This is a genomic window from Pseudomonas sp. W2Aug9 (genome assembly GCF_023127755.1).
In the GTDB taxonomy this organism is placed as follows: Bacteria; Pseudomonadota; Gammaproteobacteria; order Pseudomonadales; family Pseudomonadaceae; genus Aquipseudomonas; species Aquipseudomonas synxantha_A.
The window spans coordinates 343,741-363,663 of record NZ_SPKL01000035.1 but is presented as its reverse complement, the minus strand read 5'-3'; the positions used below and the strand labels follow the sequence as shown (position 1 = coordinate 363,663).

Here is a 19,923-nt window from a genome sequence, read left to right as displayed (position 1 = left end):
TCGTTAGTGGTGCAGCAGCCAGTACAGCAGCACCAGATTGATCAACAGTGAGGCCACTGCCAGGGTTTGCCAGACCTTCAGCGGCTCGCGCTCCAGCAGCGGCCGTGGCCGTACGCTCAGTTCGCGGCGGTCGGCCTGTTCCAGTACCAGCAGCCATTCTTCGGCAGTTTCATAGCGCTGTGCGGGCAGGGCGGCCACGGCGCGCTCCAGGCTGTGGGGCAACCAATCCGGCAGGTCGGGGCGATAGCGGCTGGCGCTGACAGGCTGGTTGAAACGCGGGCGTTGGAAGGCTTCGATTTCGCCGTAGGGGTAATGCCCAGTCAGCAGGTAATACAAGGTCACACCGACACTATACAAATCCTGTTGCGCAGTAGGATGCTCGCCTGCGAAAGCTTCGGGCGCGATAAAACTCGGGGTGCCGGGCAGTAAGTGGGCACGGTCTTCAGAAAGGCCAGGGCAGTAGGCCAGGCCAAAGTCCAGCACCCGCAGTTCCCCGTCATCGCCCAGCAGCAGGTTTTCCGGCTTGATGTCGCGGTGCAGAATCTGTCGGCGATGCAGCAGGCCCACGGCTCGCAGCAAGCGTTCGGCGATTGACTGCCATTGCGCCAGCGGCAGCGGGCCTTGTTGTTGAAACAGCTGGGCGAGGGTCTGCCCGGGGTATTCGCGCATCACGTAGTACAAATGCTGACGACCACTGGCGGTATGCACCTCCGGAAAGGCACGGCCAGCGACGCGGCGCAGAAACCATTCCTCCGATAACAAGGCTTGGGCGGCGTCGGTGTCATCGTGGCGCAAGGGCAAGGTCTTGAGCAGCCAGGGTTGCCGCTGCGCATCGTGCACGCGGTACAGCAACGATTGCCGACTCTGCGCGAGCACGCTTTGCACCTCCCAGCCTTCAAAGATCTGCCCAACCTTCAGCGGCGGCGGCGTTGGCCATTGCTGCAACTGCACCAAGGCGTCGCCGAGGGTGGCGGCGCCGAGTTGGTCGATGCGCACCAGCAAGGCGCTGGCGTTGTCTTGGCTGCCGGCCAGGTGGGCGGCGCTGACCAGGGTGCTGACGGCCAGGTCGAGGTCGTCTTGCTCACGCAGAATCGCGCCGATGCTGTGATCGCCCAACGTCGCCCACACCCCGTCGCTGAGCAAGAGGAAACATTCGCCCTCGCGCAATTGGCCGTCGAGGAAGTCCAGCACCAGGTGCTGATCCAGGCCAAGGGCGCGTTTGAGTACGTGCTGCATACCCGGCTGTTCCCACACATGGTCTTCGCTGAGGCGTTGCAACTCGCCGTCGAACCAGCGATATGCACGGCAATCACCGACATGGGCCAGCGTGAAGCGTTGGCCGCGAAACACCAGGGCGCTGAGGGTGGTGAGCAACGGTTGCCCACCACCGTTGGCTTGCAGCCAGCGATTTTGCGCGACCAACAGACGTTCGAGCGCCTGGGCCACCCCCCAGGTCTGCGGCGTGGCGTAGTAGTCCAGCGCCAGCGCCTGCAAGGTCGAGCGCGCGGCCAGGCCACCGTCGGCGCATTGGCTGACGCCATCGGCCAATGCGCACAGGTAGCCTTTGCTCGCCGCCAGTTCCGCCATCGGTGTGACCACCCGCAGCGCATCCTGGTTTTCACTGCGTGGGCCAATGGCGCTGGCCTGGGCGACGCTCAGTCGAAGGCTCATCAGACGCGGGCAGCGGTGACCGCAGCCGAGCCCCAGGTGGTTCTCCAGCGGCGCTTGACGCCATGCAGGCCAAACCAGGCCAGCACTCCGAGGCTGGCGAACAACCACAGCGCCAACTGGTAACTGCCGGTGCTCTGTTTGATCGCGCCCATGCCGGCGGCGAGGGCGAAGCCGCCGATGCCACCGGCCATGCCGATCAAGCCGGTCATTACGCCGATCTCATTGCGAAAACGCTGCGGCACCAATTGGAATACCGCGCCATTTCCGGCACCCAGGCCGAGCATGGTGCAGACGAAAAGCGCCAGCGCCGCGTAGGAGCTGGGCAGGTTGAAACCCACTGCGGCAATACAGATCACCGCCACGCTGTACATGCCGAGCAGGGTCTTGATCCCGCCAAAACGGTCGGCCAGGGCGCCGCCCAGCGGGCGCATCAGGCTGCCACCGAACACGCAGGCCGCGGTGTAGTAACCGGCGGTCACCGGGCTCAGGCCGTATTGGTCGTTGAAGTAGCCGGGCAGGGCGCTGGCCAGGCCGATGAAGCCACCAAAGGTCACGCTGTAGAAGAACATGAACCACCAGCTGTCGCGGTCGCCCAGGGCCTTGAAGTAGTCGGCCATGGACTTGGCTTTCGGACGTTGTGGCGCGTTGCGTGCGAGCCAGGCGAATACGATCAGGGTAAGGACCAGCGGAATCAGCGCAAAGCCGAACACATTGCTCCAGCCGAACGCAGCCGCCAGCACCGGTGCCAGCAAGGCGGCAAATACGGTGCCGGAATTACCGGCACCGGCGATGCCCATGGCCTTGCCCTGGTGCTCTGCGGGATACCACTGCGATGCCAGGGGCAGAGCCACGGCAAAGGAGGCACCGGCCATGCCCAGAAACACGCCCAGCAGCAAGGCTTGCTCGTAACTGTGGATCCCCAGCTTCCAGGCGCAGAACAGCGCCACGATCACAATCACTTGGCCTATCAGCCCAGCGGTCTTGGGTGACAGCTTGTCGGCCAACATGCCCATCAGAAAACGCAGGACCGCGCCCGCCAGGATCGGCGTGGCCACCACCAGGCCGCGCTGCTGGGTGGTCAGGTGCAGGTCGGCGGCAATTTGCACCGCCAGCGGGCCCAACAGGTACCAGACCATGAAACTCAGGTCGAAATACAGGAACGCGGCAAACAGGGTCGGGGTATGCCCGGATTTCCAGAAGCTTGATTTCATCACGCACCTCAACGGTTGGGGGTCTGAAACGAAAAAACGCCGCCACCGGGTTCGCGAGGGCAAACCGGGTGGGCGACGTCTTTGTCGTGGAGGGGCAACCGCCGTTGGTTACCTGTGAGGATTCTTTAGCAAGAGCTGAGCCAGATCAGCCGAGCAACTCGCTCATGGCAATAATCTGCTCTGCCACCTGGATCAGTTTCTGCTGGCGACTCATGGCCTGACGGCGCATCAGGGTGTACGCCTCTTCTTCATTACAGCTCTTCATTTTCATCAGCAGGCCCTTGGCCAACTCGATGCGTTTACGTTCGGCCAATTGCAGGTCGCGGGCCTGCAACTGCGCGCGCAGGGCCTGGTCACTCTCGAAGCGGGCCATGGCCACATCAAGGATCGGTTGCAGGCGTTGGGCCTGAATGCCTTCGACGATATAGGCACTGACGCCGGACTTGATTGCCTGGCGCATCACATTCGGGTCATGCTCATCGGTAAACATCACGATAGGCCGGGGCTGGTCGCGGCTGACCAACACCACTTGCTCCATCACATCGCGGCCGGGTGACTCGGTATCGATCAGGATCACGTCCGGGCGCACTGTTTCGACGCGTGCGGGCAGGTCGATGGTCAGGCCGGATTCATCGATCACCTCGAAGCCGGCTTCGGTCAGGGCGGCCTTGAGGCGCCCGACCTTGCGTGGGGTGTCATTGATCAACAGGATTCGTAGCATCATTGAGCTCCTGTCAGCGCAGCGCTTGACGGTGGTTGTCATCGCCCAGGGCATTGAGGCGGAAGCTGCGGGCGTAACCGGCGGGGTCGGAGCCGTCCCAGATTTTGCCGTCGATCAATTGACTGCTGCGCATCGGCGCGTCGCCAACGCTGAGGCCCAGCGCATCGGCGGCCTGGCGATACAGTGCCAATTGCTGGACCTGGCAGGCGACGCCGAGGTAGTCAGGGTCTTCACGCAACAAGCCCCAACGCCGGAACTGGGTCATGAACCACATGCCGTCGCTGAGGTAGGGCAAATTCACCTCGCCACCGGCGAAAAAGCGCAAAGCATGGGGATCCTGCCACTGGTTACCCAAGCCGTCCTCGTAATGACCCAGCAGACGCGGCTCGATGCAGTCCAACGGGGCGTCGAGGTAGTCGCGAGCGCTGAGCAACTGCGCGGTGGAACGGCGGTTTTCAATGCTCTGTTCGATAAACCGGCTGGCCTCGAGGATCGCCATGACCAATAGGCGGGCGGTATTGGGAAACGCGTCGACGAACGCCTGGGTGCAGCCCAGGACCTTTTCCGGATGATTGGGCCAGATCGCCTGGGTGGTCGCCAGAGTAAAGCCTTGATGATGTTGCACTGCACTGGCACTCCAAGGCTCGCCGACACAAAAACCGTCGATGCGTCCGGCCTGCAGGTGCGCCACCATTTGCGGCGGCGGCACCACCACGCTGTTCACATCCTGCAATGGATGAATGCCTTGGCTCGCCAGCCAGTAATACAACCACATGGCGTGGGTGCCCGTGGGAAATGTCTGGGCGAAGGTCAGTTTTGTCCGGCTTTGGTGCACGTGGCGTTCCAGCGCTTCAGGAGTGACCACTCCCTGGTGTTGCAGGCCGTGGGACAGGTTGATGCTCTGACCGTTCTGGTTGAGGCCCATCAGTACGGCCATGTCGGTAGGCGCAACGCCGCCGATGCCCAGATGCACGGCATAGATCAGCCCGTACAGACCGTGGGCGGCGTCCAGCTCGCCACTGACCAGCTTGTCCCGCAGGTTGGCCCAGGATGATTGGCGCTTGAGGTTCAGTGTGAGGCCGTAGGGCTGGGCGAAGCCCTGGGTGGCAGCGACCACCAGCGACGCGCAATCGGTCAGGGCCATGAACCCCAGGTCAAGGCTGCTCTTTTCCGGGGCATCGCTGCCGTTTACCCAAGCCAGCGGATCGTTCATCAATACCTGCCTTTTCTGAAAAAAAAGCGTCGTTTCCCGGCTTGGCGTGACAGGCCATTGCCGGGTAACGACGCCTTTGTCCGTAGGCCCGCGCCGCCTTTGGTGCGGGCCTGATACAAAGTGCGAAGCAAGGCACATGCCACGGGGGCGTGGTGCAGTCTGCCGTCAACTTTCCATCATGATTGAACCTCTTGCGCCTCGCAGTATGGCCGCTTCTTCAGGCCAGATCGCCCAGGAATACCCACGGTGCACACTGATTCCCCGAACCCCATGAACTGCCGCTGGCTGCACTGCGGGTTACTGTGTGCCGCCCTGTTGCTGGGTAGCCGCGCAGCCTGGGGCCAGGCGTACCAGGCACAGGATGAAAGTTTGCATACTTTCTTTACCGCGCTGTCGGGGCCATTGGGCCTGCCTGTGGTCACCAGCCGTGCGGTGGCGCGCAGGCGCATCAGCGGAACCTTCGACTTTGCAGCGCCGCAACGGGTCCTGGAAACCCTCGCTGAGCAGCAAGACCTGATCTGGCACCGCAGCGGGCAAGTGGTGCATCTCTACACCGCCGATGAGGTGCGTAGTTCTGCGGTGGTGCTGCGGCATATCTCAGTCAATCGGCTGCGCGGCATCATGCGGCGTGCGGGGCTGGATGAGCCGCGCTACCCGTTGCGTGAGAGTGGGGCACGTACGTTCTACGTTTACGGGCCACCGAGCTATGTCGATCATGTCTTGCGGCTGGCCAGCCTGATGGACCAGCCACGCCGCAAGCAGCCCGAAGGCGCAACGGCATTCGGCGTTGTCCAGGTGATCAATGCAGCTGTTCAGGACCGCCAGCAAGGAGAGGGTGCCAATAAGGTCCGCGTACCGGGTATGGCTGCCATGATCGAAGCCCGGCTATCCCCTGAGCAGAAAGGCCAATTGGCAGACGGTAGCCTGGTGTTGGTGGCCTATTCGGATACCAACAGTTTGTTGATCAAGGGCCAGCCTGCCCAGGTGAGTCTTATCGAAAAACTGGTGGCGGAGCTGGATAACGCCACGGTCCAGGATGACGTTTCGTCAGGCCCTGACCCATTACCGCCACCTCCCGCGCCTGCGCAATTGAGCACAGCACAACATGAGCGTGTGCAGCGTGCGTTCCTGCGCACCGATCGTGAGTTTTCCCCATGAAAAAGGCGTTTGTCCATGCACCTGGAAATACTGCTGCAGGAGCAATTGATCAGCCGCAAGCGTTTGGCTGCGTTCGCACCGGGGAAGGTGCTGCCTCTGGATCCAGGGGCGACTCGATGTGTGGAGGTACGGGTCAATGGGCAACTGATGGCGTTGGGTGAGCTGGTGCAACTGGAGGATCGGCTGGGGGTTGAGTTGCAGGAGACGTATCAGGAATGGCTACCCCAATAAGTGCGTCAGGAGAATTGTCTGACCGAAAGTTTCCAAAAAAGGGCGCCCGAATGGGCTTTGTCCTAGCGCGAGCCGTAGGCCGGTTTTTTATAGTCGTGACATTGGCAGGTGAGCCGATACGGAAACTAAGGATGTGAATGTCAGTAGTAAAAAGCAGAGGTGCGTATGGCCGTCGTGATTGATGAATCGACGACCTCCCTGGTCTTCGCTCGCTGGACCTTGCATGGCGATGGCCGGTTGACGGGCGGCGATGCGGATATTCAGTTGCCGCCCAAGGAGTGGCATGTGCTCCGATTGTTGCTGGCCTCCGGTGGCACGCTGATGACCAAGGATCGCCTGCTGGAGCTGGCCTGGCCCCGGGGAGAGGTGGCCGATGAGTCACTGACACGCTGTATCTATTCCCTGCGCAAACATTTGAGGGCCGACAAAGGGTTTATCAAGACGATTTATGGCAAGGGGTATCGCTTTACGTGCCCGGTGCGGGTGGGGGAACCACCACGGGGTGTCGTGCATGTGTGCTCTGTGTGTGGCCAGGCCAGCAATGCTTAAGGTTTGGAGCGTGGTACTGTTGCTCAGTGGGCTGATGGGCAGTCACCAGGTACTGGCCTATTGCTGGGACGAGGCGGCCAGCCGGTACGATCTCGAACCGGAACTGTTGCAGGCTATCGCTGATGTCGAATCGGGTTCGCGTGCGCAGGCGATCAACTACGCCAACCGCAATGGCACGCGTGATATCGGCTTGATGCAGATCAACAGCATCCACCTGCCGCGTTTGCTCAAACAGGGCATTACCGAGGAGCGGTTGTTGAGCGAACCTTGTTTGTCGGTGCAAGTCGGTGCCTCGATTCTGGCCGAGTTTATTCAGCGTTTCGGCTACAACTGGATGGCGGTGGGTTCCTACAATGTTGGACCGGGCCCTGGCTCGCAGCGTGAGGCGTTGCGCCAGCGCTACGCCGAAAGGATCTGGGTGCGTTATCAGGCGTTGATTGCTCAGCGCCGATGAGCGCAGCACGCCTCGCATGAGGCCCGCCACCCCGGCTATAATCGCGTCACCTTTTGCCGCCATCCGAGTCTAGCCCGCCCATGTATACCTTGGCCCGCCAGCTGTTGTTCAAACTCTCCCCGGAAACCTCCCACGATCTGTCCCTGGACTTGATCGGTGCCGGTGGCCGCCTGGGGCTCAATGGCCTGGTATGCAAGGCTGCGGCGAAAGTGCCGGTGTCGGTGATGGGCCTGGATTTTCCCAATCCGGTCGGCCTGGCAGCCGGCCTGGACAAAAACGGCGCGGCCATCGACGGGTTTGCACAGTTGGGGTTCGGCTTCGTTGAAATCGGCACCGTGACGCCACGGCCACAGCCGGGAAATCCCAAGCCACGCATTTTCCGCCTGCCGGACGCAGAGGCGATCATCAATCGCATGGGTTTCAACAACCTCGGCGTCGATCACCTGTTATCGCGGGTTCAAGCGGCAAAATACACAGGCATCCTCGGGATCAATATCGGCAAGAACTTTGACACGCCGGTGGAGCGTGCAGTGGACGATTACCTGATCTGCCTGGACAAGGTTTACGCCCACGCCAGCTACGTCACCGTCAACGTCAGCTCGCCCAATACCCCGGGCCTGCGTAGCCTGCAATTCGGTGACTCCCTCAAACAACTGCTCGAAGCCTTGCGCCAGCGTCAGGAAGACTTGGCCGTGCGTCATGGCAAGCGCGTACCCCTGGCAATCAAGATCGCCCCGGACATGAGCGATGAAGAAACCGTACTGGTGGCCCAGGCCCTGGTGGATGCGGGCATGGACGCAGTGATTGCGACCAACACCACCCTCAGCCGCGTGGGCGTCGAGGGGCTGGCCCATGGCGACGAGGCGGGCGGCCTGTCGGGCGCGCCGGTACGGGACAAGAGCACCCATATCGTCAAGGTGCTGGCGGCCGAGTTGGCCGGGCGTTTGCCGATCATCGCGGTGGGCGGTATTACCGAAGGCAAGCACGCGGCCGAGAAGATCGCGGCTGGCGCCAGCCTGGTGCAGTTGTACTCCGGCTTTATCTATAAGGGGCCGGCGTTGATTCGCGAGTCGGTGGATGCCATCGCTGCCCTGCGCTGACAATCTGCCAGGCAATAAAAAGGGCTCCATAAAGGAGCCCCTGGGCCGAAGCCCGCCGCCCGGATGGGGCGCGCGTGGTTAAGTCGTTACTCATTCAAAGATGTGTGTCGGAATAAAATGCCCCTGATTAGCCGACGGCGTGAAGTTCGTTGAGTCTGTGGATGCCCGCAGTGCCAGTCATACCGTCCCAGTTGTCGCCGCGTCCTTCTCGCCAGCCGTTGATCCAGGCTTGGCGTACCGACGGTAGAGTAAATGGGCAAAGCTCACGGGATTTTCCATGAACGCCATATTGATATCCGCGTAAAAATGCTCTTTCCAACGGATCACGCTTAAGTCTTCTCATAGGGTGTTTCCCTCACTTGTTGACTGTCTAGATATCCTTCGGCCTTGTCCAAGGCCGGGCAGAGTTTTTCTGCCGTTGGTGGGCTCGCTGCCGGCGTGGCGAGCCGATGTGTCGGCGTCGTTACGGCGCCAACCTGTGTTGAGTTCTAACCAATAGGTCACATGTATTCAATGATCGTTTTGTCATAAGCACGTAACGATAACGATGCTATAGCCATAAGCTGGGATGGTTTTTCGCCCCTTTTATGCAGCAAAGCCAGCTATGATGTGCCCTGCACAGCGAAGCGGGTTAATCCTTTAGTGAGAATGCCCGCCTGTTGCAGTCGGTTATTATTCGACGAAGGGTCTGAATATTTCCTTTTGTTGCTTCACATTGTTTCTCTGCCCCGTCAAACAAGGCTCAACGGCCCGGAAAGCGGGGTGGGACGGCACATTCGTGCCACGCGAGCACTCTTCAAGAAAAGTGCTTGATTGAAAACCGAACCGGCGATGCGTCGCCCGTTCATTTATTGCTGAAAAGCCTGGAATGCCCCATGTCGGACCGTTTTGAACTCTTCCTCACTTGCCCCAAGGGCCTCGAAGGCCTGCTGATCGAGGAAGCCGTCGGGCTAGGCCTTGAGGACGCCCGCGAGCACACCTCGGCCGTTCGCGGCATGGCCGACATGGAAACCGCCTACCGCCTGTGCCTGTGGTCGCGCCTGGCCAACCGTGTGCTGCTGGTGCTCAAGCGCTTCCCGATGAAGGACGCCGAAGACCTCTACCACGGCGTGCTGGATATCGAATGGGCCGACCATATGGTTCCCGACGGCACCCTGGCGGTCGAGTTCAGCGGTCACGGCTCGGGCATCGACAACACCCACTTCGGCGCGCTGAAGGTCAAGGATGCGATCGTCGACAAGCTGCGCACCCCAACCGGCGAGCGTCCATCCATCGACAAGATCAACCCGGACCTGCGCATTCACCTGCGCCTGGACCGTGGCGAAGCGATCCTGTCCCTGGACCTTTCCGGCCACAGCCTGCACCAGCGTGGCTACCGCCTGCAGCAGGGCGCGGCACCGCTGAAGGAAAACCTGGCAGCGGCGATCCTGATTCGCGCCGGCTGGCCACGCATTGCAGCCGAAGGCGGCGCGCTGACCGACCCGATGTGCGGCGTCGGCACCTTCCTGGTTGAAGGCGCGATGATCGCCGCCGACATGGCCCCCAACCTCAACCGCGAGCTGTGGGGTTTCACCACGTGGCTGGGCCACGTCCCGGCGCTGTGGAAAAAGCTGCACACCGAGGCCAGCGAGCGTGCGGCCATTGGTATGAACAAGCCACCGTTGTGGGTCCGCGGTTACGAAGCCGACCCGCGCCTGATTCAACCCGCCCGCAATAACATCGAACGCGCCGGCCTGAGCCATTGGATCAAGGTGTACCAGGGCGAAGTGGGCACGTTCGAGCCGCGCCCGGACCAGAACCAGAAAGGCCTAGTGATCTGCAACCCACCCTACGGTGAGCGCCTGGGTGACGAAGCCAGCCTGTTGTACCTCTACCAGAACCTCGGCGAGCGCCTGCGCCAGGCCTGCATGGGCTGGGAAGCTGCGGTGTTCACCGGCGCGCCGGACCTGGGCAAGCGCATGGGCATCCGCAGCCACAAACAGTATTCGTTCTGGAACGGCGCGTTGCCGTGCAAATTACTGCTGATCAAGGTCAACCCGGATCAGTTCGTCACCGGCGAACGTCGCACGCCGGAGCAGCGCCAGGCTGAGCGTGAGCAAGCGGCTTACGACCAGGCGCCGACCGAACCCGTTGAGCGCCAGTACAACAAGAACGGCAACCCGATCAAGCCAGCCCCGGCCCCGGTGGTCGAACAGGCGCGCTTGAGCGAAGGCGGGCAGATGTTTGCCAACCGCCTGCAAAAGAACCTCAAGCTGCTGGGCAAATGGGCCAAGCGTGAAGGCGTGGATTGCTACCGTGTGTATGACGCCGACATGCCCGAGTACTCCATGGCCATCGACCTGTACCACGATTGGGTTCACGTACAGGAATACGCGGCACCAAAATCCATCGACCCGGAAAAAGCTTCGGCGCGCATGTTCGACGCCCTGGCAGCGATTCCCCAGGCCCTGAACGTCGACAAGAGCCGCGTGGTGGTCAAGCGTCGCGAGCGTCAGAGCGGCACCAAGCAATACGAACGCCAGAGCGCCCAGGGCAAGTTCACCGAGGTCAGCGAAGGTGGCGTGAAGCTGCTGGTCAACCTCACCGACTACCTGGATACCGGCCTGTTCCTCGACCACCGCCCGATGCGTATGCGCATCCAGAAAGAAGCGGCCGGCAAGCGCTTCCTCAACCTGTATTGCTACACCGCCACCGCCAGCGTCCATGCTGCCAAGGGTGGAGCGCGCAGCACCACCAGCGTCGACCTGTCCAAAACCTATCTGGACTGGGCGCGTCGCAACTTCTCCCTCAATGGTTTCTCCGACAAGAACCGCCTGGAGCAGGGTGATGTCATGGCGTGGCTGGAGGCCAGTCGCGATGAGTTCGATATGATTTTCATCGATCCGCCGACCTTCTCCAACTCCAAGCGCATGGAAGGTATCTTCGACGTGCAGCGTGACCACGTGCAGTTGCTCGACCTGGCCATGGCGCGCCTGGCGCCGGGTGGCGTGCTGTACTTCTCCAACAACTTCCGCAAGTTCCAGTTGGAAGACAACCTCAGCGAACGCTATGCGGTCGAGGAGATCAGCGACAAGACCATCGACCCGGATTTTGCGCGCAATGCGAAGATCCACCGGGCCTGGAAAATCACTGCTCGCTGATTAATATCAGCAGTTCTGAATGCGCTGAGTATCCAGTGTGGGAGGGGGCTTGCTCCCGATAGCAGAGTATCAGTCATCAATGGAATGGCTGATCCACCGCTATCGGGAGCAAGCCCCCTCCCACATTAAGCCCCTGCAGTTTTTAGGCTGGTCAAACACCCGACCAATGGCTATAACTTAAACCCCAGCCAACGTGACACCCCCGCACACTGGCGTTGTGAGTGTTGCCTATGCCGATGCAAGCTGTCCGCCCGAAAATCCTTGGTTTTATCAGTGAACAGGCGTCGGCTTGGCTGGTGGCATTGGTGGTGTTGTTGGCTGGCAGCGCGTTGACGATGGTTGTCGCGTGGGCGACTGCCGACCTGTATCAGCAACAGGTGCGCCAGCGTTTCCAGTTGCTGGTCAATGAGCGCTACACCCGCATCCAGGAGCGTTTTGAGGATCAGGAGTTGCGCCTGGGTAGCCTGCAGCGTTTCTTCATCAACTCTGGCGATGTCTCCCGTGCCGAGTTCGACGGCTTCGCCCAGCCTCTGTTGCTCAATGCGCGTGCCTACGCCTGGGCACCGCGCATATTTCGTGAGCAGCGCAGGGCGTTCGAGCGAGAGATTTCCCGTCAGCGTGGCATCCCTTTCAGCATCCGTGAACTCAATGGCTTGGGTGAGTTGGCGCCCGCGCCCGAGCGCGATGAATACGTACCGGTGTTGTACAGCCAGACGCAAAGCCTGCTGGGTTCTCCCTTGGGGTTTGACCTGCTGGCGCAGCCCTTGCGCCGTTCAGCCCTGGAGCGTGCGCAAAAAAACGCCAGGCCGGCAGTGTCACAGCCCATGCAATTGGTGGGCGTGGAGCCTGCCTACGCGGCCGGCGTGCTGCTGGTGGCGCCAGTGAGCAAAGCCGTTGGCAGCGAGCCCTACGGCTTTGTCATGGCGGTGCTCAGCATGCGCCAACTGGTGGCCGATGGGTTGCCCAAACCGAATCGCGACAATCTGGTCATGCAGATCGTTGACACTTCCGATACGCAGCAACGGGTGTTGTATGCATCCAGCAATACGGTGGGCAACAGCGACCTGACGGCGACACGCCGCCTCACCCTTGGCGATCACGTCTATGCCCTGAGCCTGCGTGCCAGCGAGGTGTTCGACAAGGCCAATCATTCCTCGATGAACACCATTCTGGGCATGGGTGTGCTGCTCAGCGCCTTGCTCAGTGCCTTGCTCTACGTGCTGGTCAGCCAGCGCCAGCGTGCGCTGAAACTGGTGGAACAGCGCACCGTGCAGTTGCGCTTGCGTGAGCAAGAGTTGCGTGGGGCTCACGGGCAATTACGCAGTGTGCTGAATGCGGCGACTCAGGTCGCGATCATCGCCACCGATTTGCGCGGTGTGATCAACACCTTCAATGCTGGCGCCGAACAGATGTTGGGTTTCAAGGCCGAAGAGGTGCTGGGTCGCCTGACCCTGGAAAGCCTGCACCTGGCCGTGGAACTCGAAGCGCGGGCTGCGCCGTTGAGCCTGGCGCTAGGCAAGCGTATTGCGCCGAGCCAGGCAATGCTGGTGGAGAGCCCTGACAGCCTGCATGAAGCTCGCGAGTGGACGCTGGTGCGCAAGGACGGTACCCAACTGACGGTCAACATGCTGGCCACCGTGCTCCTGGACGACTTTGGCCTGTGGGTCGGGCACTTGGCAATTTACCTGGATATCACCGAGCAAAAGCGCGCCTATGAAGCCCTGGCCGCCCGGGACCGTCTGCTGAAAAAACTCAGTGCTCATGTGCCTGGCGGGATTTTCCAGTTCACCCAGGACCTGCAGGGCAATGGGCGTTTCATTTACGCCAGCGAAGGTATGCGCGATATCTATGAAATCGAACTTGGCGCATTACAGCAGGATGCAGGCAAGGTGCTGGAACGCATTCACCCCTTGGACATTGAGCGAGTGCGTGCCTCGATACGTTTGTCGGCGTTGCAACTGAGCCATTGGCGCGAAGAATATCGCGTGCAGTTGCCTCAGCGAGGCTTGCGCTGGATTCGCGGCGAAGCGACACCTGAAGAGTTACCTGGAGGCGGTACGCTTTGGCACGGTTATGTGTCGGATATTTCCGATCTCAAACGGGTCGAGGAAGAACTGCGCGCGCTTTCCATCACTGACTCTCTGACGGGCATCTATAACCGGCGTTATTTTCAGGATCGGCTCAAGGGCGAGATGCTGCGGATCAACCGCACCTCGGGTGCACTGTCGTTGATCATGCTCGATATCGATCACTTCAAGCTCATCAACGACCAGCATGGTCACGCCGTGGGCGACGGGGTGTTGCAGGAGTTGTGCAAGCGCATAGGCCAGCGCTTGCGCCGTACCGACGTGTTTTGCCGCCTGGGTGGGGAAGAATTCGTGGTGCTGTGCCCAAGTACCAATGGTGCCCAGGCCTATAGCCTGGCAACTCAGTTGTGGCAGTCGTTGCGCGATACGCCGATGGAACCGGTGGGCATCGTCACTGCCAGCTTTGGCGTAGCCAGTTGGCGGACCGATGAAGATATCGATGGGTTGCTGCTGCGCGCTGATTCGGCAGTGTATGTGGCCAAGCAGGCGGGCAGGGACCGGGTCGAGGCGTGTGGGAGCGAGCAAGCCCTACTGGCTGTAGGAGCGAGCTTGCTCGCGAAAAAACCATAGACGCCGCGTTTACTCAGGAAGCGCGCGTTATCGTTGACGTTTTTCGCGAGCAAGCTCGCTCCTGCCGGGTAGTGTGATGCTTTACAGAACCGGTGCGGCTGCAACGGCCTTTGGCTGGCGATACAGGTCCAGGAGCACCTGGTCCAACACCGATGACGCGCCCCAAGGCTTGGAGTCGTTGAGAATCGCCACCACCGCCCAAGTGTTGCCGTTGTTGTCACGACTGAACCCGGCAATGGCGCGTACGGTGTTCAGGGTACCGGTCTTCACATGAGCTTCGCCGCGCATCGCTGTGGTCTTCAGGCGTTTACGCATGGTGCCGTCAGTGCCGGCGATTGGCATCGAGCTGATGTACTCCGCCGCGTAGGGGCTTTTCCAGGCGGCTTGCAGCATGGCCGCCATTTCGCGAGCGCTGACCCGTTCGGCGCGGGACAGGCCGGAGCCGTTCTCCATTACCAGGTGCGGTGCGGTGATGCCTTTTTTGGCCAGCCATTGGCGCACGACGCGTTGCGCGGCCTTGGCATCGTCGCCATCGGCATCGTTGCGAAATTGCGCGCCCAGGCTCAGGAACAGTTGCTGGGCCATGGTGTTGTTGCTGTATTTGTTGATGTCGCGAATGATTTCCGCCAGGTCCGGCGAGAATGCGCGGGCCAGCACCTTGGCATCCTTGGGCACTGGCGCCTGGATATCGCGGCCCTGGATGGTGCCGCCCAGCTCCTTCCAGATCGCACGCACGGCGCCGGCGGTGTAGGTGGCGTGGTCGAGCAGTGACAGGTAAGTCTGCGAGCTGCAGCCATCAGCCAGTTGGCCGCTGACGGTCACGGTCACACTGCCGTCGGCGGCGGTCACCGGGTTGTAACGCACGTCACCGGTGCACTGTTTGGCGTTGGTGACTTTCACCTGGTTGTCGATGCGAATGCTGGCAATCGGCGGTTCGACCGACACGATCACGCGTCCCGAATCATTACGGGTCACGAAGCGCAGGGCCTTGAGGTTGACCAGCAAGGCATCGGGCTTGACCAGGAACGGCTTGTTCTCGTCGTTGCCGTCGTCATTGAAATCAGGCAACAGCGGCTGGTTGAAGAAGTTGCGATCCAGTACCAGGTCGCCGGTGACCTGCTGCACGCCATTGGCACGCAGGTCGCGCATCAGCAGCCAGAGCTTTTCCATGTTCAGCTTGGGATCGCCGCCGCCCTTGAGGTACAGGTTGCCGCGCAACACGCCACCGCTGAGGGTGCCGTCGGTGTAGAACTCGGTCTTCCACTGGTGGTTGGGGCCGAGCATCTCCAGGGCCGCGTAAGTGGTCACCAGCTTCATGGTAGAGGCCGGGTTCACCGATACGTCGGCATTGAATACGGTTGGCGTACCGGGGCCGTTCAGAGGCAGCATTACCAGAGACAACGCGGTATTGGGCAGTTTGGCTTTCTGCAAGGCCTGCGCGACGCTGGGGGGCAGGGCAGTATTGATGGGGGCGGCAGTGGCCGAAAGGGCCAAAGGCAAAAGGACACTGGCAAGTAATACAGAACGCAACGATTTGATCATAAGAAATAAAACCCTACTGCTGAGAAGGGTGAAAAAGGCGAGGGGTATATAAGAAAATCCCTCAATGGTCACGAAAGTGTCGGCATTATGCCCCAAGGTGGCTTCACTTGTAGCTGAACGATAGCCGCTAATCAGGTTTTTTTAACGGCCGATGCGCCGCCCGTCCCAGAGAGTCGGGCAATTGCCGCCTTAAACTGCTAAAGTGCCGCCCGTTATTACTTATGAGGATTGTTCCAATGGCGACTAACCGTTCCCAGCGTCTGCGCAAAAAACTGTGCGTTGATGAATTTCAAGAGCTGGGTTTCGAACTGAACCTGGACTTCAACGAAGGCCTGAGTGAAGAAGCTATCGACGCTTTCCTCGAAGCATTCATCAAAGAAGCCATGGAAGCCAATGGTCTGGGCTATGTCGGCGGCGATGACTACGGTCTGGTTTGCCTGCAGAAGCGTGGCTCGGTGTCCGAAGAGCAGCGCGCTGCTGTCGAAGCCTGGCTGAAAACCCGTTCCGAGCTGACCAAGGCTGAAGTCAGCCCGTTGCTGGACGTGTGGTATCCGGAAAAGCCGATCAACGCGGCTAAGTGATACTAAACAAAACGGCGACCTGAGGGTCGCCGTTTTTTTATGCCTTGCGCCAATTCAGAATCAACAGCGTCAACACCCCCGCCACAATCCCCCAGAACGCCGACCCGATGGAAAACAACGTCAAGCCTGACGCGGTGACCATAAAGGTGATCAGCGCCGCTTCCCGCTCCTTCGGCTCATTCATGGCAATGCTCAGGCCGTTGATGATCGAGCCAAACAACGCCAGCGCCGCAATCGATAGCACCAGTTCCTTGGGCAGGGCTGCGAACAATGCTGCCAGCGTGGCGCCGAATACCCCGGCAATCCCATAGAACACCCCACACCACACCGCAGCGGTGTAGCGCTTGTTGCGGTCTTCATGGGCGTGCGGCCCGGTGCAGATCGCCGCGCTGATCGCCGCCAGGTTGATGCCGTGGGAGCCGAACGGTGCCAACACCAGCGAGGCCAGGCCGGTGGTGGTGATCAGCGGCGAAGCCGGCACGGTGTAGCCGTCGGCCCGCAGCACGGCGACCCCGGGCATGTTCTGCGAGGTCATGGCCACCACAAACAGCGGGATACCGATGCTGATGGTCGCCGCCAGTGAGAAATGCGGCGTGGTCCATACGGGCGTCGCCACTTCCAGATGAAAACCGCTGAAGTCCAGCAACCCCATCAGCCCCGACAGCGCGGTGCCTATCAGTAGCGCGGCAAGCACGGCATAGCGCGGCGACAGGCGCTTGATGATCAGGTAGGTGAAAAACATCCCCAGTACCAGACCGGTGCGATGCTGCGCAGCGACGAAGATTTCGCTGCCGATCTTGAACAGGATCCCCGCCAGCAACGCCGCCGCCAGCGATGCAGGGATGCGCTTGACCAGTTTTTCAAAGCTGCCGGTCATCCCGCATAGGGTCACCAGCACTGCGCAGGTGATGTAGGCGCCGATGGCTTCGCCATAACTCACGCCGCCTAAACTGGTGATCAACAGCGCCGCGCCGGGTGTGGACCAGGCGATGGTGATGGGTGTGCGATAGCGCAGGGACAGGCCGATGCTGCACACCGCCATGCCGATGGAAATCGCCCAGATCCACGAAGAAATCTGTGCGGTGGTCAAACCGGCGGCTTGGCCGGCCTGGAACATCAGCACCAGGGAGCTGGTGTAGCCGGTCATCATGGCGATAAAACCGGCGACGATGGCCGAGGGGGAGGTGTCGGCCAGCGGGCGCAAGGGCGCTTGGGTGGCGTCGGTCATGGAAGGGTGTTCCTTTTACCTGGGATTTGCCGGTGACGGCGCAGATTCAAGCCTAAACTCAAACGTAACGAGTCATTGCAATACAGCCGGGGCCGCAAACAGCCGTACAGTGTGTTGGCGCATTGGGTTGTGTACAATGTGCGCTGTTTTTAGGTGATACTTGCCAGCGACCCGTAGTTGCCGTATTACCTTGAATTTGCCGTATTACCGTTAATTCGCCGCCGTTCTCCCTACCCGAGTGCCCATGAACGAACAGTTGCAACCTCTCAAGAAACAACCGCGAGCCGGCAAGACCGGTCGCAGCGGAACCCAGGACGATATCGTCTACGCGCATATCTTCGAGGCGATCCTCGAACAACGCCTGGCACCCGGAACCAAATTGAGTGAAGAGGCACTGGGCGAGATCTTTGGCGTTAGCCGCACCATCATTCGCCGCGCACTGTCGCGCCTGGCCCATGAAGGCGTGGTACTGCTGCGGCCCAATCGCGGCGCAGTGGTTGCCAGCCCCAGTGTGGAAGAAGCGCGCCAGGTGTTCATGGCCCGGCGTCTGGTGGAGCGAGCGATCACGGAGTTGGCGGTGCAGCACGCTACCGCTGAGCAATTGGCCGAGTTGCGCCAGATGGTCAATGACGAGCGCGACAGTTTCTCCCGCGGTGATCGCGGTGCCGGTATCCGTCTTTCGGGCGAGTTCCACCTGAAACTGGCCGAAGCGGCCAAGAACGCGCCGTTGATCAGCTTCCAGCGCAGCCTGGTGTCCCAGACCTCATTGATCATCGCCCAGTACGAAAGCGGCAACCGCTCGCACTGTTCCTACGATGAGCACACCCAGTTGATCGACGCGATCGAAGCCCGCGATGCGGTGCTGGCGGTGAACTTGATGATGCATCATATGGATCATATCGACAGCAAGCTCAACCTCGATGAAGAGAGCGCGTCGGATGATTTGCATGCGGTGTTTTCGCACCTTCTACAGACTAAAAAACCTGGGCGCACGTCTGTAAAGTTGTAAACCCAATCAAATGTGGGAGCGAGCTTGTGTGGGAGCTGGCTTGCCTGCGATAGCATCACCGCAGTGTAACTGACATACCGCGGTGCCTGCATCGCGGGCAAGCCCGGCTCCCACACAAGCCCCTCCCACATTGGTTTTGTGGTGTCTCTGAGATCAGCGCTGGTGCACCAACTGGCCGGCTGCATAGGTTTGCAACACTGCCCGATCATCCCCCAGCGTCATCAGCACAAACAACGTCTCGGCAATGTTATTGGCCTGCTTCAAGCGATAGTTGAGCAGTGGCGTGGCGTTGTAGTCCAGCACCAGGAAGTCCGCATCCGTCCCCGGCTGCAATGTGCCGATCCTGTCTTCCAGACGCAACGCGCGCGCACCGCCCAGGGTCGCCAGATAGAGCGACTTGAACGGGCTCAACCGCGCTCCCTGCAACTGCATGACCTTATAGGCTTCATTCAGTGTTTGCAGGAGCGAGAAGCTGGTGCCGCCGCCCACGTCGGTGCCCAGGCCTACGTTCAATTTGTGTTTCTCGGCCATGGGCAAGTTGAACAACCCACTGCCGAGGAAGAAGTTCGACGTTGGGCAGAACGCCACCGCCGAGCCGGTCTCCGCCAGCCGTGCGCATTCGTCGTCACACAGGTGCACGCCGTGGGCAAACACCGAGCGCTCGCCGAGCAGTTTGTAATGGTCGTACACGTCCAGGTAGCCGTTGCGCTCGGGAAACAGCTCGTTTACCCATTCGACTTCCTGCTTGTTCTCACTGATGTGGGTCTGCATGTACAGATCTGGGTATTCGCCCAGCAATTGCCCGGCCAGCGCCAGTTGCTCAGGCGTGCTGGTGGGGGCGAAGCGTGGCGTAACGGCATAATGCAGGCGGCCTTTGCCGTGCCAGCGCTCGATCAACGCTTTGCTTTCTTCATAGCCGCTTTGTGCGGTGTCAGTCAGGTAGTCCGGCGCGTTGCGGTCCATCATCACTTTGCCGGCGATCATGCGCAGGTCGAGTTTTTCCGCAGCTTCAAAGAACGAATTCACCGATTGCGGGTGTACGCTGCCGAAGACCAGTGCGGTGGTGGTGCCGTTGCGCAGCAGCTCCTTGATGAAGATATCCGCGACGTTATCGGCGTGGGCCTTGTCGGCGAACTGGCTTTCACAGGGGAAGGTGTAGGTGTTGAGCCAATCCAGCAATTGCTCGCCGTAGGCGCCGACCATGCCGGTTTGCGGCAGATGGATATGGGTGTCGATCAGGCCGGGGGTGATCAATGCGTCCTGGTAGTGCGTGATGTCGATGTCGGCGGGCAGCGTCGGCAGCAGGTCGCTGGCGTGGCCGAGCGCACTGATCTGGCCGTTATCGATCACCAGCAGGCCGTCTTCGAAATACTCGTAGGAGGCGTCGATGCCAACGATGGCAGGGTCGTCGATGCTGTGCAGGATGGCGGCGCGGTAGGCTTTGCGAGTCAAAGGCAT

At 60.7% G+C, this 19,923-nt stretch carries 16 protein-coding genes and 1 pseudogene; 9 read left to right on the top strand and 8 right to left on the bottom strand.

The window, feature by feature from the left end:
- Positions 1–3: 3 nt before the first annotated feature.
- The 4 genes from E3O56_RS22375 to E3O56_RS22360 all read right to left on the bottom strand — a co-directional run bounded on the left by E3O56_RS22375 (position 4) and on the right by E3O56_RS22360 (position 4,816).
- Entirely contained in the window at positions 4–1,671 is a 1,668-nt protein-coding gene (locus tag E3O56_RS22375) for a bifunctional protein-serine/threonine kinase/phosphatase (RefSeq protein ID WP_228308836.1), read from the bottom strand.
- Positions 1,671–2,882, bottom strand: coding sequence for a nitrate/nitrite transporter (locus E3O56_RS22370; protein WP_248128995.1), 1,212 nt, complete (start codon positions 2,880–2,882; stop codon positions 1,671–1,673). Before E3O56_RS22370 ends, E3O56_RS22375 begins: the two co-directional genes overlap by 1 nt.
- Before the next feature lie 145 nt (positions 2,883–3,027).
- Positions 3,028–3,603 (bottom strand): ANTAR domain-containing protein, encoded by a 576-nt coding sequence (locus E3O56_RS22365; protein WP_005790358.1) that lies wholly within the window; start codon positions 3,601–3,603, stop codon positions 3,028–3,030.
- A gap of 13 nt (positions 3,604–3,616) precedes the next feature.
- The gene (locus E3O56_RS22360; RefSeq protein WP_032879926.1) at positions 3,617–4,816 is read right to left on the bottom strand and encodes a CmpA/NrtA family ABC transporter substrate-binding protein; all 1,200 of its coding nucleotides are present in this window, start codon (positions 4,814–4,816) and stop codon (positions 3,617–3,619) included.
- A gap of 270 nt (positions 4,817–5,086) precedes the next feature.
- On the opposite strand from E3O56_RS22360, the pseudogene E3O56_RS22355 reads away from it, so the two are divergent.
- From E3O56_RS22355 to E3O56_RS22335, 5 genes and pseudogenes are all read left to right on the top strand, one after another.
- Positions 5,087–5,836 (top strand): annotated as a pseudogene (locus E3O56_RS22355) (secretin N-terminal domain-containing protein); the annotation flags it as partial.
- 153 nt (positions 5,837–5,989) lie between these two features.
- A complete protein-coding gene (locus tag E3O56_RS22350) occupies positions 5,990–6,205 on the top strand; it encodes a FliM/FliN family flagellar motor switch protein (RefSeq protein ID WP_005790352.1) in 216 nt (71 codons plus the stop codon).
- Positions 6,206–6,370: 165 nt separating this feature from the next.
- The gene (locus E3O56_RS22345; protein ID WP_032879928.1) at positions 6,371–6,754 is read left to right on the top strand and encodes a winged helix-turn-helix domain-containing protein; all 384 of its coding nucleotides are present in this window, start codon (positions 6,371–6,373) and stop codon (positions 6,752–6,754) included.
- Positions 6,747–7,208 carry a transglycosylase SLT domain-containing protein gene (locus E3O56_RS22340; RefSeq protein WP_279309750.1) on the top strand — a complete coding sequence of 154 codons (462 nt, stop codon included), beginning with the start codon at positions 6,747–6,749 and terminating at the stop codon, positions 7,206–7,208. The genes E3O56_RS22345 and E3O56_RS22340 overlap by 8 nt, the downstream gene beginning before the upstream one ends.
- 80 nt (positions 7,209–7,288) lie before the next feature.
- The gene (locus tag E3O56_RS22335) at positions 7,289–8,308 is read left to right on the top strand and encodes a quinone-dependent dihydroorotate dehydrogenase (protein ID WP_005790346.1); all 1,020 of its coding nucleotides are present in this window, start codon (positions 7,289–7,291) and stop codon (positions 8,306–8,308) included.
- Between the two features lie 127 nt (positions 8,309–8,435).
- Here E3O56_RS22335 and E3O56_RS22330 read toward each other — a convergent pair whose 3' ends face one another.
- Positions 8,436–8,651: a ribosome modulation factor gene (locus tag E3O56_RS22330; protein ID WP_002553055.1), complete on the bottom strand. Its 216-nt coding sequence runs from the start codon at positions 8,649–8,651 to the stop codon at positions 8,436–8,438.
- A gap of 532 nt (positions 8,652–9,183) precedes the next feature.
- On the opposite strand from E3O56_RS22330, the gene rlmKL reads away from it, so the two are divergent.
- Positions 9,184–11,448 carry a bifunctional 23S rRNA (guanine(2069)-N(7))-methyltransferase RlmK/23S rRNA (guanine(2445)-N(2))-methyltransferase RlmL gene (gene rlmKL / locus E3O56_RS22325; protein WP_005790343.1) on the top strand — a complete coding sequence of 755 codons (2,265 nt, stop codon included), beginning with the start codon at positions 9,184–9,186 and terminating at the stop codon, positions 11,446–11,448.
- A gap of 230 nt (positions 11,449–11,678) precedes the next feature.
- Positions 11,679–14,105, top strand: a complete 2,427-nt coding sequence (locus E3O56_RS22320; protein WP_248128994.1) for a diguanylate cyclase — start codon at positions 11,679–11,681, stop codon at positions 14,103–14,105.
- Between the two features lie 81 nt (positions 14,106–14,186).
- Here the strand turns inward: E3O56_RS22320 and dacB are convergent, their stop codons facing one another.
- Entirely contained in the window at positions 14,187–15,647 is a 1,461-nt protein-coding gene (gene dacB / locus E3O56_RS22315; protein WP_005790339.1) for a D-alanyl-D-alanine carboxypeptidase/D-alanyl-D-alanine-endopeptidase, read from the bottom strand.
- A 236-nt stretch (positions 15,648–15,883) separates the two neighbouring features.
- Here dacB and E3O56_RS22310 point away from each other — a divergent pair, with 236 nt between their 5' ends.
- Positions 15,884–16,228, top strand: a complete 345-nt coding sequence (locus E3O56_RS22310) for a YggL family protein (protein ID WP_003193255.1) — start codon at positions 15,884–15,886, stop codon at positions 16,226–16,228.
- A 37-nt stretch (positions 16,229–16,265) separates the two neighbouring features.
- Here the strand turns inward: E3O56_RS22310 and E3O56_RS22305 are convergent, their stop codons facing one another.
- Positions 16,266–17,456 carry a benzoate/H(+) symporter BenE family transporter gene (locus E3O56_RS22305; protein WP_032879937.1) on the bottom strand — a complete coding sequence of 397 codons (1,191 nt, stop codon included), beginning with the start codon at positions 17,454–17,456 and terminating at the stop codon, positions 16,266–16,268.
- Positions 17,457–17,700: 244 nt separating this feature from the next.
- On the opposite strand from E3O56_RS22305, the gene E3O56_RS22300 reads away from it, so the two are divergent.
- Positions 17,701–18,465, top strand: a complete 765-nt coding sequence (locus tag E3O56_RS22300) for a GntR family transcriptional regulator (protein ID WP_005790335.1) — start codon at positions 17,701–17,703, stop codon at positions 18,463–18,465.
- Positions 18,466–18,618: 153 nt separating this feature from the next.
- Here E3O56_RS22300 and guaD read toward each other — a convergent pair whose 3' ends face one another.
- A complete protein-coding gene (guaD, locus tag E3O56_RS22295; protein WP_248128993.1) occupies positions 18,619–19,923 on the bottom strand; it encodes a guanine deaminase in 1,305 nt (434 codons plus the stop codon).

Coding starts and splice junctions, on each gene's coding strand:
- E3O56_RS22305 (WP_032879937.1), bottom strand. CDS start 17,456: ATGACCGACGCCACCCAAGCGCCCTTGCGCCCGCTGGCCGACACCTCC.
- E3O56_RS22345 (WP_032879928.1), top strand. CDS start 6,371: ATGGCCGTCGTGATTGATGAATCGACGACCTCCCTGGTCTTCGCTCGC.
- E3O56_RS22310 (WP_003193255.1), top strand. CDS start 15,884: ATGGCGACTAACCGTTCCCAGCGTCTGCGCAAAAAACTGTGCGTTGAT.
- E3O56_RS22300 (WP_005790335.1), top strand. CDS start 17,701: ATGAACGAACAGTTGCAACCTCTCAAGAAACAACCGCGAGCCGGCAAG.
- E3O56_RS22320 (WP_248128994.1), top strand. CDS start 11,679: ATGCCGATGCAAGCTGTCCGCCCGAAAATCCTTGGTTTTATCAGTGAA.
- E3O56_RS22375 (WP_228308836.1), bottom strand. CDS start 1,671: ATGAGCCTTCGACTGAGCGTCGCCCAGGCCAGCGCCATTGGCCCACGC.
- E3O56_RS22370 (WP_248128995.1), bottom strand. CDS start 2,882: ATGAAATCAAGCTTCTGGAAATCCGGGCATACCCCGACCCTGTTTGCC.
- E3O56_RS22335 (WP_005790346.1), top strand. CDS start 7,289: ATGTATACCTTGGCCCGCCAGCTGTTGTTCAAACTCTCCCCGGAAACC.
- guaD (WP_248128993.1), bottom strand. CDS start 19,923: ATGCCTTTGACTCGCAAAGCCTACCGCGCCGCCATCCTGCACAGCATC.
- E3O56_RS22365 (WP_005790358.1), bottom strand. CDS start 3,603: ATGCTACGAATCCTGTTGATCAATGACACCCCACGCAAGGTCGGGCGC.
- rlmKL (WP_005790343.1), top strand. CDS start 9,184: ATGTCGGACCGTTTTGAACTCTTCCTCACTTGCCCCAAGGGCCTCGAA.
- E3O56_RS22340 (WP_279309750.1), top strand. CDS start 6,747: ATGCTTAAGGTTTGGAGCGTGGTACTGTTGCTCAGTGGGCTGATGGGC.
- dacB (WP_005790339.1), bottom strand. CDS start 15,647: ATGATCAAATCGTTGCGTTCTGTATTACTTGCCAGTGTCCTTTTGCCT.
- E3O56_RS22360 (WP_032879926.1), bottom strand. CDS start 4,816: ATGAACGATCCGCTGGCTTGGGTAAACGGCAGCGATGCCCCGGAAAAG.
- E3O56_RS22350 (WP_005790352.1), top strand. CDS start 5,990: ATGCACCTGGAAATACTGCTGCAGGAGCAATTGATCAGCCGCAAGCGT.
- E3O56_RS22330 (WP_002553055.1), bottom strand. CDS start 8,651: ATGAGAAGACTTAAGCGTGATCCGTTGGAAAGAGCATTTTTACGCGGA.